This window comes from Photobacterium sp. BZF1 (assembly GCF_014349205.1).
In the GTDB taxonomy this organism is placed as follows: Bacteria; Pseudomonadota; Gammaproteobacteria; order Enterobacterales; family Vibrionaceae; genus Photobacterium.
The window spans coordinates 1-11,739 of record NZ_JACSOF010000181.1 but is presented as its reverse complement, the minus strand read 5'-3'; the positions used below and the strand labels follow the sequence as shown (position 1 = coordinate 11,739).

The 11,739-nt window shown below is 42.9% G+C and carries 9 protein-coding genes and 1 pseudogene; 5 read left to right on the top strand and 5 right to left on the bottom strand.

Annotated elements, in window-relative coordinates; all coding sequences use genetic code 11:
- A partial coding sequence (locus tag BIZ37_RS26775) for an iron ABC transporter permease (protein ID WP_222939846.1) occupies positions 1-983 on the bottom strand: 983 nt, incomplete at its 3' end.
- A 463-nt stretch (positions 984-1,446) separates the two neighbouring features.
- Here BIZ37_RS26775 and rsgA point away from each other — a divergent pair.
- Positions 1,447-2,490, top strand: coding sequence for a ribosome small subunit-dependent GTPase A (rsgA, locus tag BIZ37_RS26770; RefSeq protein ID WP_187464123.1), 1,044 nt, complete (start codon positions 1,447-1,449; stop codon positions 2,488-2,490).
- 92 nt (positions 2,491-2,582) lie between these two features.
- On the opposite strand, the gene BIZ37_RS26765 is transcribed toward rsgA, so the two are convergent.
- Together BIZ37_RS26765 and BIZ37_RS26760 are read right to left on the bottom strand one after the other, a co-directional pair.
- On the bottom strand, positions 2,583-3,518 hold the full coding sequence (locus BIZ37_RS26765) for a bile acid:sodium symporter family protein (protein WP_187464122.1): 936 nt from the start codon (positions 3,516-3,518) through the stop codon (positions 2,583-2,585).
- A 284-nt stretch (positions 3,519-3,802) separates the two neighbouring features.
- Positions 3,803-4,582, bottom strand: coding sequence for a transporter substrate-binding domain-containing protein (locus BIZ37_RS26760; protein WP_187464121.1), 780 nt, complete (start codon positions 4,580-4,582; stop codon positions 3,803-3,805).
- A gap of 341 nt (positions 4,583-4,923) precedes the next feature.
- Between BIZ37_RS26760 and BIZ37_RS26755 the strand changes: the two genes are divergently transcribed.
- The 4 genes and pseudogenes from BIZ37_RS26755 (at position 4,924) to BIZ37_RS26740 (ending at position 8,554) form a co-directional block, all read left to right on the top strand.
- Positions 4,924-5,946, top strand: coding sequence for an AbrB family transcriptional regulator (locus BIZ37_RS26755; RefSeq protein ID WP_187464120.1), 1,023 nt, complete (start codon positions 4,924-4,926; stop codon positions 5,944-5,946).
- 269 nt (positions 5,947-6,215) lie between these two features.
- On the top strand, positions 6,216-6,440 hold the full coding sequence (locus BIZ37_RS26750) for a hypothetical protein (RefSeq protein ID WP_187464119.1): 225 nt from the start codon (positions 6,216-6,218) through the stop codon (positions 6,438-6,440).
- Between the two features lie 540 nt (positions 6,441-6,980).
- Positions 6,981-7,664 (top strand): annotated as a pseudogene (locus BIZ37_RS26745) (endonuclease); the annotation flags it as partial.
- Between the two features lie 590 nt (positions 7,665-8,254).
- Positions 8,255-8,554: a hypothetical protein gene (locus BIZ37_RS26740; protein ID WP_187464117.1), complete on the top strand. Its 300-nt coding sequence runs from the start codon at positions 8,255-8,257 to the stop codon at positions 8,552-8,554.
- 52 nt (positions 8,555-8,606) lie between these two features.
- Here the strand turns inward: BIZ37_RS26740 and BIZ37_RS26735 are convergent, their stop codons facing one another.
- Entirely contained in the window at positions 8,607-9,290 is a 684-nt protein-coding gene (locus BIZ37_RS26735) for a hypothetical protein (protein ID WP_187464116.1), read from the bottom strand.
- Between the two features lie 47 nt (positions 9,291-9,337).
- Positions 9,338-11,569, bottom strand: coding sequence for a hypothetical protein (locus BIZ37_RS26730; RefSeq protein WP_187464115.1), 2,232 nt, complete (start codon positions 11,567-11,569; stop codon positions 9,338-9,340).
- Between the last annotated feature and the right edge of the window lie 170 nt (positions 11,570-11,739).

Below are 11,739 nucleotides of genomic sequence, written 5' to 3'. Positions count from 1 at the left end.
TTAGTGCGGTGCATGACACCTTTACTGCCAACGGTGACAAACTTCCTTGCTTCTCTTAGCAAGGTAGCGTCAATCAACAATGAAATGATGCCGAAGAACATAATGGCACCCGCCAAAACTGCGGCAACACCTGTTTGGCGTGATTCAATACTGCGGTATAGCGAGGTTGATAACACTTCATAGTTAACCGGAAGGCCAAGGATGTAGGAAACACCGAACTCACCAAGCACCTTGGCAAAAATCAGTACGCAAGCAGACATCAATGCTGGCAGCATCAAAGGCATGATGATCTTGAATGTAATCGTGCGGCTAGGTGCCCCGAGGATACGGGCCGAGTCTTCAAGTTGGGTGTCAAATGAGCGAAGGGCATTGCCAAGCAACAAGATCACAAACGGAATGTAGTTGAGTGACAAGATGATAATTATCGGTAATTCGCCATAGGCCATCCAATCAGCAGGCTCAATGCCTAAGCTTTCTAACCACCCTTGCTGGCCGCCCGTAGAACGGTTTTTGAAGATGGTTGTCCAGGCCATGGCAAATGTCCAAGCTGGCAACATATAAGGGACAATAAGAGCTGTGGCGAACCATTTTTTGCCAAACATATTGCTGCGGCTAACCAGCCAAGCCAGCACACTACCTAGCGAAAGGGATATAACAATTACACCCAATGCAACGCGCATTGTGTGGGAAAGGGGTTGCCAGAATAGTGATTGGGAAATAGGGGACAGCAGAGCTCGATTAATGTAGTAATCTGTCCAGCTTCCAGTGACATCACCAATTCGTCTTTCATCGCCGAACTGAACCTGAAAAGCGTCCAGCAACAATGAAAAAACAGGTACAGCGATGAAATAGGCAAAAATTACAGCCAGTACAACACCGATTAGCGTGGTCGGCGTTTGCATCATTAACCGTAAGTGATAGCGCATGGCAAACCAGCGCGAATATTGGTTGGAACCAACTGTCCCTGTAGGCAAAGCGTTCAAAATATACCTCGTTCATTCGTTTTGCACAGCTGTGCAATTGCTGTGAATACTAGGAGGGATATATGTTGTTTTGATAGAAGATTGATGACATTGCAATGAAAAGCTGAATGCATGCTGAACAGTTGCGGGCTGTCATTTAACTGAAAAATAGTTACTGCGTGGATCTACCCAATGACAAAAGATCTGGTATTATCGTTATCAGCATTGAACATAACATTAGGAGATAAAGATGATTGTATTACGTACCCACTCGGCAAAGACTGCGAAGCAAACACAATAAGCGCTTTAGATCTGATATTGACCAAACAAGCATCAGCGACATTGAACTAACCGCTTTACCACTTCCTTTCTTTTGCCCGGTGTTATCAACCCGGGGTCTATCTGTATTTATTTGACCCTAAATTCTCTTTGATACGCATTTTCAGAGCCAAAACTGATTAGTGGCCTGTGCGTGGGGAAAATAATGAATTCTACTATTACACTTAGCCAGCTTGGTTGGCAGCCAGTATTTCAACAGCAACTAACACTTGAAGATTACGAACAAGCTAAAATTGCCCGTATTTTAGCCCATCACCGAAATGGTTATGCCTTACAGACCGAGGACGGGCCGGTCACGCTTGAGATCCATCATTCGTTACCCTCAATGACTGTAGGGGACTGGGTACTTATTGACAGTAATAACCACTTTGTTCGCCTGTTGGAGCGAGTTTCGTTATTTAGCCGTAAGGCAGCAGGTGCCAAGATAGCGGAGCAATACATTGCCTCAAACGTCGATACGTTATTTATCGTCTGTTCGTTGAACCAGGATTTTAACTTAAGCCGCATTGAACGTTATTTGGCGATAGCGCGGGAAGCCAATGTTGAGCCTGTCGTTATACTGACCAAAGCGGATTTGTGCCAAGACAGTGAAGAGAAACGTCAGCAAGTGCAGGCACTCGATTCTATGTTGGTGGTTGAGGTGCTCAATGCGTTAGATACATCTTCGTATAGTGTATTGGAGTCATGGTGCCGCCTAGGTAAGACTATCGCTTTCATGGGATCGTCAGGGGTGGGTAAATCTACCCTCGTAAATACCTTGATGGGTAACGAGGTGCAGCAGACTGGTACTATCCGTGAGGATGACAGTAAAGGACGCCATACGACTACGTCACGCTCATTGCATTTTATGCCATCGGGTGCGGTGCTGATTGACACACCTGGAATGCGTGAATTACAACTAACTGATTGCGAGAGTGGGGTTTCTGAAACATTTGCTGATATTGAAGCGTTAAGCCAACAGTGTCGTTTCAGTGATTGCCAACACCAGTCTGAACCAGGTTGTGCTGTTCAGAGAGCACTAGCAGTTGGAGAGATTGATAAGCGACGCGTACAGAACTATTACAAATTACTGGCTGAGCAAGCCCGCAATACAGCGACCTTAAGTGAGCTTCGGGACAAAGATAAGCAGCTAGGTAAGATGTATCGTTCGGTACAAAGTCAAAGCAGGCAGCGCAAAAAAGGGTATTAACCTTAGTTAACCGTATTAATGCGTATAAAAAACCTTGTCGGTATGTTTACCGACAAGGTTTCTTTTATGCCAAGTAATAATGAGTAAAAATATTAATTTGCGATTGACGTTTTAGCTTGGCTTTCTTTCCTGCTTGCCCAGTAACCAGCCAGAAGTGAGCCAGAGATATTGTGCCAAACCGAGAAAATAGTACCGGCAATTGCGGAGGCCGGTGAGAAGAATTTCATTGCAAGCGCAGTCGCCAGACCTGAGTTCTGAAGACCTACCTCAAAGGCAATGGTGCGGCATGTCGATTCGTTGAAACCCAGCAGGCGGCAACAGTAGTAGCCTGCGGTTAAGCCAAAGCCGTTGTGCAAGATAACAGCAAGCGCAACCATCGGGCCCACCTGATTGAGATTCTCTGCGTTTAGAGCGACAACAATGGCAATAATTAATACGATGGCAGCCATTGATATAAGAGGAAGTAAAGCATTCACCTTGGCAACGGCTTTGTGTGCAAACGTATTGATAACTACACCGATTCCGACAGGTAAAAGGACAATCTTCACTAAGCTCATTAGCATGGCAGAAACTGGGACATCGACAGTTTCACCAACCAATAACTCAACCAACAATGGGGTAAGCACTACTCCCAACAGGGTTGAAATAGCAGTCATTGAAATGGAAAGAGCGACATTCCCTTTCGCTAGAAAAGCCATGACATTCGAAGACGTTCCTCCGGCAACACTGCCAACCAATACCATCCCGACGGTCAGTTCTGTGCTAAAGCCTAAAAGGAAACTAATCAGCAATGCTGTGAGAGGCATAATCAAAAATTGCAGCACCACGCCAACACCCACTGCCTTTTTATGTTGGGCGACATTGAGGAAATCTTTGGCTGATAAGCTTATCCCCATCGACAGCATGATGATGGTCAGCAAGGGAACGATTTGTGTTTTTAGACCGACAAATAAACTGGGTGAGGTATAGGCTATTACAGCGAAAAGAATGGCCCAAACGGGAAATAACTGAGTGATCCTTCCTATCATTACAACTTCCTTAATATTCTGACGTTATTTTTATATAGAGGCTTTAAATGTGTGACAATTATATTTTCACAAAGCTTATTGATAAAAAAGACGAAAAAGAAATACGGTTATAGATTCTATCATTGTTGCCACTTGGCTCTGTAAGTGCCGGATTTTTCGGTTTTTGGTAGAGATATATTTAATGTACTCCCACTAATTACAGTGGTTAATTTTGCAGGGGCTAAAGATGGGGCAGGAAAGTGCCACTGTTTAGTGGCACTTTTACTGGTATAGATTGACTGTGATTAGATCTTGATACCCATGTTCTTATCGATAATTTTTTCTAGTTGACCGTTTTCTTCTAGCTTGGCAAGGACAGCATTGATACGTGCTTTTAGTTCATCGTCTTTAGGCATCATGGTTGCGATGGTTGACTCTGTAAACTCAAAGCCTGGCATGGAGCGGCACAATTCGTCATGGTGACGAGCGCGGTAGTCGGCTTCTACTGAATCTGGGATCATCAGATCTACAGTTCCATCAATAATACGGTCGTAGACATATTTATTAGTCGGTTCGACATGAAGTTTGGCTTGGTTGAGGTTAGCACGTGCAAAAATAGCGTTGGTACCGCCTTCGTTGATGATAACTGTTGTTGCTGGTTGGTCGATTTTCTCAAGCGAGTCGAACTTTTCGACATCTTCACAGCGGGTAATTGGCGTTTTGCCATAGTTATAGTAGCTGTGGGAGAAGTAGGCGTATTCCTTACGTGCATCCGTCACCGAAATACCGCTCATACCGACGTCATATTTATTGTTTTGGAAATCTTCCATTAGCGTTGGCCAACTGGTTGGCACGAGCGTTAACTTAACCCCAAGCTCTTCAGCAATTACAGCGGCTAGATCATGTTCAATACCCACATAACTGCCGTCGTGTAGCTTTTCGGAAAACGGCATATAGTCACCAGTCACACCGATACGGATTTCTTGATTTTGTTCAATACGATCAAGTGTTTCACCTGCAAAAGCAGAGGCGGTTGCGAGGCTGAGTGCGCTGAGAAGTGAAGTAGTGAGTAATGTTGGCTTCATGTTCAGAATCTTATGTTGTGTGTAATTAGGTGGAAAAAAGTCTAACTGGGCCGTGGTGAGCCTCTGATTGCTTTCCTGCTCAACATAATCGAACCACCGAAATAGTACAAGATAAAATGTCAATATCAGTGCGGTTTTTTGGTTTTTTGTGTTGTGTAAATCTTGGTTTACGGTTGTGGTGTTGTTTTAAGCAAAATTATGCTATTGAATGTTATCTACATCAATATTTGATTATGCAATCAATAAGACGATGTTGTGTTGCATGTTTAATCCTTATTTCAATTGATAGATTTATGTTGTTAGAGAGTTTGCAACGCTAGGTATTGAAGAGGAAGGAAAGGATGGGTGTGGCTGTGATTATGCTGATGGGGCTACTTGGGGCATTCGCTGCAAGTTTCCTGAATCTGCCGATGGGAGAATTATTCGGTGCCACCCTTGTTGTTATTGCATGCCTTAAAACAACCGGGAAAAAAATCAGGCTTCCTGGATTTGTCATTTTACTCGTCCAGATAATTTTAGGCGTAAGTATAGGAATGACTGTACAGCTGACTCAACTAGTCGCTGCTTTCTCTCCAATGCTATTGGTAGGCTTGATTCTATGTATGCTTTCCCAAACGATGGTCAGTTATCTATGGCTGAATAAAAAAGAAGGCTGGCGGCCTTTTGAGTCTCTGCTCGGGGCCATTCCTGGTGCACTAGGTGCCATTTTGGTTTTAAACGAGGAACAAGAGAAGCCGTCACCTAAAGTGATTGTCTCTCATACGGTGAGACTATTGATGTTGGTGGTTTTAGCTGGGTTTATAGCCGCACAAGGGGCGGAAGTTCTTCCAAAAGATGCTGTATTCCCATTAAGTTGGGCTGGGCACTTGATTGCTATCGCGGCAATGAGTTTCTTACTTGGTAAATTGACCGGCTATCTCGGGTTACCTGCACCATTTATGGTGATGGGGCTCTTTGTCAGCCTCGCTTATAATAATTGGCTGCTAGGTGGGGTAATAACTGCCGTACCGAAAGAGCTTATCTTGTTTGCTACGTCGATGCTTGGTGTATTAATTGGTGTCAGGTTGGCAGAGACAACCGCTCGGGAAGCAATCCGCTATTCAAAAGCGGGTTTCATTATCACGGCAATGGGCATTGCTATCACAATTGGCTATGCATTGGTATTTAGCTTTATCACGACAAAAGAATGGGAAGTGTTATTGCTATCATGGTTGCCGGGCAGTGTTGAAGCAATGACTGCTGTGGCGATATTAATTGGCCTTGAACCTGCTTTTGTCGCTATTAATCATGTGATGAGATTAAGCTTATTATACATGCTTCCGAGTGTATGCAAAACACCCCTCCAGCACTTGAGTAGGCGCTAAACCCTAGCCTAGGTCGATACATATAGAGAGAATAAAAAATAAGTGATGTGATTTTCTGGTTTACTGGGTAGATTTATATTTCGGTGCAAATTTAAAAAGTTAGATTTCATATTTCTTGCTTAATTAAGAATGTCGAAATAAGTTAAAAGGTTTTGATTCGGTATTGAGTTTAAAGTGTGAATCTAGTCATTGCTTTGCTAATCGATTAGCGTGATAGTAAGATTCTGCTATCAAGCGTAGGGTCAAATATTAACTTTACAAGGAAACGAATGTTATCAACGGAAGAAAAATCGTATTGTTCCTTATGTGACAACATAACTCAACATTATGTTGTGTTAGTTAGAAAACAACATAAAAAACATGAAAAAGATGCAGAATCTTTTTGGAAAGGCTTTTTTGCTGGATGGTTTTTAGGGCCTTTTATCGCCTCGATGGATGAATTTGAAAGGCATTCGATCTGTTCAGTATGTGGCATGAAGAAAGTTGAGGATTAATAAGGTTATCCGGTTAATCATTTAGTCAGGTAAGATTAATGGTGCTGATACGACTACATATGCTGATAAGGGCTATCGAGAACAGTTGAGAGCGTAAAACATAATAGGAAACAAGAATGTTTGGAATCGCAATAGGTTTTCTTATTCAGCTAGTTTTATGGGTATCTATCGTGATATCCCCTGTTTTACTTTTTATGCTTATCGGTATGGGGGTTCATCTACAAGGGTGGGCTTTAGCGAGTAAGTGGGCTATCCCTACAAGCCTTATGTTAGGTGTATTAGTGGGTGTCTACTGGGCAGAGGTGGTTCGTAGACGTATTGGACTGTTGAATTTTTGGGGAAGTTTGTTCAGAAATTCGGAATTCCGTCACAAGCCATGAAAAGGTCCATCATTAGTGAAGGATGGGGCTGAACGCCTGAAATCTGCTAGTCATTTTTAATGATTGGGCTCAAGCAAGTTGTGAAAATAGATAACTATCGAATTATCTATAGTGTTGTGTCATTCTAGTGCGATATATCAATACTATTGCTGCATAGAAAATGACAAAAACACTGCTTCTACCAATATTTGTTCTTTTATTAACTTCAAATGCTATTGCTGCCCCGAATAATTTCAGTCATGCCAAAGTGTTAGCAAAAGAACATGTCTATTTTGACCAAACAGAAAAAGGGACGTTTTACTGCGGTTGTAATTATACATTTATGGGCAAAAGTGGTGGTCGGGTTGACCTTGATAGTTGCGGCTATGAAGTGCGAAAAAACCAGAATCGTGCCCAAAGGATAGAATGGGAGCACATTGTTCCTGCCTCTAACTTTGGTAGGGCAAGGCAATGTTGGCAGGAGGGTGGCCGTAAAAATTGCGTGAAGTCTGACCCTGTCTTTGCTGCAATGGAAGCTGACATGCATAACCTGACGCCTTCTATCGGAGAGGTCAACGGTGACCGCTCTAACTTCAACTTTAGTCAATTCAATGCTTCTGCTAGCCAGTATGGTCAATGTGACTTCAAAGTTGATTTCAAGAGCCGATCAGCCGAGCCTAGGAATGAGATCAAAGGTCAAATTGCTCGAACCTATTTCTATATGTTTGATCGTTACAATTTACCTATGTCCACTCAACAACAGCGTCTGCTGGTGGCATGGGATAGACAGTATCCTGTATCGCAATGGGAGCTTGAGCGAAACCAACGAATTGCTAAACAAATGGGCCACGATAATCCATTTGTAACAGGCAAAGCGGTTTGGCAAGTGGGCCATAAGAACAGTGGACTTGGGCTAAAAACAGCTTTTGTATCAAAAGAGGCCAATAAGGTTACGAAAGCGGTGAGTCACATCCGTGGCAATAAAAATAGCAAGGTATACCATTTGCCTGCAGGCTGTCCTAGCTATGACCGTGTGAGTCCTAAGAATGTTGTAAACTTCAAGTCTGAGCAAGAAGCCATTTCTGCCGGTTACCGCAAGGCGGGTAATTGTTCATAAAGAATGATAGAGCTTGGCTGGACTATGTTGTTCAGCCAACCTCGTTCTTTTGTTTCTCTCGTAGGGCACTTGCCCCTCTAAATCGCACTTTATCCTTCAAAATAGAGAAATGAGATTTCAATATTTGCATTAACGGCTCTAATTTTAGTGATAGATGCTAAAGTTGAAGTTTGTTTCTAAATGTAATTCCTTATTTGCCAATATTTCCAGTTGTTTGTGTTGGTAAAATCTGTGTGGTTGATATGCCATTTGTGCGCAGAGCAAATATAAGCTTTTCGATAAGCAAACCTAATGATAATTTTGAAATGGTTCAGAATTGTTGATTTGCAAGGGTGTGTATGGAAAGTTTGGTCGTTATTATTGCTGCAATCTTATGGACGGCTGGGCGTTATAGTATCCATACAAAAGCTGAATGGCAGGGTAAATCATGGTTTATCAAAGGGTTGGCAATTACTATTGCAATTGTTCCTGCTACTTTTTTCTATCACTGGGACGCATTGGTAACCTCAGCCTTCCTGTCTAGAAACGAGATTATTGCCTGTGAAATTTCATTACGCCTGTTTCTTATCGTTATGGCAATCCAAAGCCTGATGGGTATAGTGTTTATGGTCAGCTCAAGGAAAAGCGGCCAGAAATGATGCCATCGCATCTATAATGATTTGCTTTGATGGCACCCCGATAACTCTACAGTTATTGCTCCGGTTCCGGATCACTAGAAGAGGGGAGGCTGATCAGGCCAGTACCTGCATCCCGGATCAAATTAACAGGTGAGAGCAAGACACCCTTAACCGCACCTTGTGTTGCTTGCTGAGTAAGTTGTTCACTTTTCTCAACAATTTCATCAGTCTTAGCCAAAATGATAGGCACATCATTGCGGAGTTGTTCCGATTCAGAAATAACAGCAGGTATGGTGCTCTTTCTATATCCTTCACTTTCAATCAACACAACAGGAATGACATCTGTTCGGTAATGTTTTAATTCATTGAGTGCGATGGGGAGGGTTGTACTATTTACTGTCTCTACGGTTTTAAGCACCGAAGGAATAGTTTCGTTGCGTATCGCTTGTACTTCATCTAGCAGGCGTGGCACTTTTTGATCAACTGAGGCGACCGTTTGGTTTACGGCCTCTATAGTTGTTTGCATATCATCGGCCAATAACAGTGCTTGAGGTGTTAACTCTTCAAATGTTTTAGCTAGCAATAACCATTGCTCTATTTCTAATTTATCGGCTGTCGCATTGATGTCTGCCATCATTTGTGGGTAGGTATCAACAACCTTACTGATCGTATTGGTAAATGAATAAATGGTGTAACCCAAATAAAATATAGCGATAGCCAAAACTAGTTGTATCGCTGAGCCTAATCGATTTTGCATGATGATGCCTAAGTACTAAACCTACTTTATTCAATGATTATATCCATTTAATAAAGCAAAAATAGTCCTTGATAACCGCCAATTTCTACTTGAGTGACGTAATTACCTATGTTTCCGTTACTGTCTACGAGGCGCATCGGCTTTTCAAGCGGGATAGTCAATTTCGGGGCTGAGAAATAATCCACATTTTTGCCATGGAAATCGGTACGGTAAAGGACACGCCCTTTGGTGAACTCCCTGGCCAAAACCATTTCTTCCGGTCCACCCTTTACCACATCCCGGTCGGAACGATAGGCAAAATAGGTGTAGGTTGGATCTATTTCAGCAACACCACCTGGAAGATCATTGTGTACAGCTTCGTTCATGGTTGAATCACCTATGATGGTGTAATCAGCAGGTGATGGCGTTTGTGTCGACAGCATTAGCGAAATCGGTTGATAGCCATCCGGTATAACATCTGCGGGGGTACCTAAATCGACACTGAGTAACTCGCTTGGCCGGTAAGCAATGTTTTTTGCCACACCAATTTTCCAAAAGTTATCAGCCGTTGTGTTGTTGCTACCGTAAATATAACTGGAGTTCCACTGGTTGAAAAAGCTATGGGCAAATTGGTAATTCAGGTAGTAGATGGCCAGCGATGAATACTGGTCGTTATTCCAGTTATCTTCTGAGTTGCCGAAATATGCAACCCGACCGTATCGGGTGGTCGCCTGGAAGATAACTTTCTTTCCTTTGCGGGCCAATGCAGAATTATCCCAGAATTTCGATATTCCAGCGTAACCGCTAAAACCTGTTGATGGGAATAGGTAGTGCTCCCTGAGGTACAAAGAACCAGCATCCAGTAAGTGTGACTGACCATTTCGGCCATATAGGTTTGCTGTCCCGATATTTACGCTTATCAGGGAATCAGGCTCCAGAGAAGAAAGGCTTTCCAAGAAGTTTGAGAATTGATTTTGATAGAGTTCAATTGCTTCTTCTGTACCAGCAACTTTGCCAAGTTCCTCTACATTACCTCCTGAAAGAATATGAAATTGATTAGGGCCAATGAGCTTATTGGTATCGTCGTTGTAAGCACCGTTGAGGCCCTGACTTGCCCAGTTGGCAGAATAATATTCGTGCACAGCTTGCAGGTAATCAGAGTTAGAAAGATTTGTTAGTGCCCATGAAGATTGTTGATTCCACATCCGGCCAAAAGGAATAACACGGGATTCCCAGCGGAATCTCGCTGTTGCATTCCTGTTAGTGCGGTTTTTATATTCAGAATTAGACAGGTAATTGTCGCCGTTCAAGTCAGCCGAGATGTCGAACCCCCTGACTTTGCGCCACCTTTCGATCGTTTTTCCATCAGCTGTCGTTGCTGGTGCATCAGCAGGTTTCACCGTCGGGAAGCTATTTTTCAATCTAACTTCTTTCAACCGCGGACGGTGCTCAATGTTATCCCCCTGCCAGATGATTCTGGTGACGTACAAGCGACCGCCATCGCGGATAAACGTAGAACCAAAATATTGCCCGCCGCCGTAACTTTGACCGCTGCCGTCGTGGGTCGTGGCACGAACCCAGTCTGATGGCATATTCCAAATAATATTTTGGTGTTTAGTCATATTCTGTGTTTTGTCGTTTTTGATGTCCAAGCTCGCCCATGATGTGACTAGCCCGTTTGCATCAACTGCTGTCGGGTACTCAATTGTGAAGGTGCCGCCTTGAGCAAATTGAGAAAACTTAACATTGAGCCTGTCAAATTGTTCTGAGTGATAGATATAAAGCGCGCCGCCATTGTCAGCATGTTCAAATACATCGGCATCCCACGGCGGTTGTTGATATAGCCAAAAACCTGCATGGTTGTCACTGGCGGTATAACCCACCACTATGGGTTTACGATTAATAAGAGTGTTTTCACCGTGGCTTTTATCAACCTCTGCCAGAATGGTATCTTCGGAGAAGTGCAAGAAAAAATCTTCGTAGTTTAAACCGTTATTCTCGGCGTAGTTCCTAATATCATTTTCGAGCCAGCCGGCATTGAATTCTAGTTTCTGGTTGTACATATATCCGACAGCATCAATACGTTCGTTGTTTGCTCTATCACCATAGGAACCAAAGACCAAATTATTGTTATCTACTTCCCAGTCAATGACGGAAGCTGCATCCATCGGTATACCCTGTAGAGTCTGTCCTGATTCGTGAAGACCAGGAAGAACAATAGCTGTCGCTGTTGTTGGGGAGTTTGACGCCATTAAATGACACGGCAATAGCGCGATTAGAAGTGACAATCTTTTGGTCATTAAAGTGCTTTCCTCTGCAATACAACATCAAGTCAAAACGCGACTCAAAATGCAAATCAAAACGCAAAGTAAGTATCGACCAGCAATTTGCGTAGATCAAGAAAGTGATAAAAAATAAGTTAACAATGGAATGCTAAAAATTAAAACATAATTAATTCAATGTATTACTC

Excerpts from the sequence above, each read along its gene's own strand:
- rsgA (WP_187464123.1), top strand. The coding sequence starts at position 1,447 with ATGAATTCTACTATTACACTTAGCCAGCTTGGTTGGCAGCCAGTATTT.
- BIZ37_RS26765 (WP_187464122.1), bottom strand. The coding sequence starts at position 3,518 with ATGATAGGAAGGATCACTCAGTTATTTCCCGTTTGGGCCATTCTTTTC.
- BIZ37_RS26735 (WP_187464116.1), bottom strand. The coding sequence starts at position 9,290 with ATGCAAAATCGATTAGGCTCAGCGATACAACTAGTTTTGGCTATCGCT.
- BIZ37_RS26750 (WP_187464119.1), top strand. The coding sequence starts at position 6,216 with ATGTTATCAACGGAAGAAAAATCGTATTGTTCCTTATGTGACAACATA.
- BIZ37_RS26740 (WP_187464117.1), top strand. The coding sequence starts at position 8,255 with ATGGAAAGTTTGGTCGTTATTATTGCTGCAATCTTATGGACGGCTGGG.
- BIZ37_RS26760 (WP_187464121.1), bottom strand. The coding sequence starts at position 4,582 with ATGAAGCCAACATTACTCACTACTTCACTTCTCAGCGCACTCAGCCTC.
- BIZ37_RS26730 (WP_187464115.1), bottom strand. The coding sequence starts at position 11,569 with ATGACCAAAAGATTGTCACTTCTAATCGCGCTATTGCCGTGTCATTTA.
- BIZ37_RS26755 (WP_187464120.1), top strand. The coding sequence starts at position 4,924 with ATGGGTGTGGCTGTGATTATGCTGATGGGGCTACTTGGGGCATTCGCT.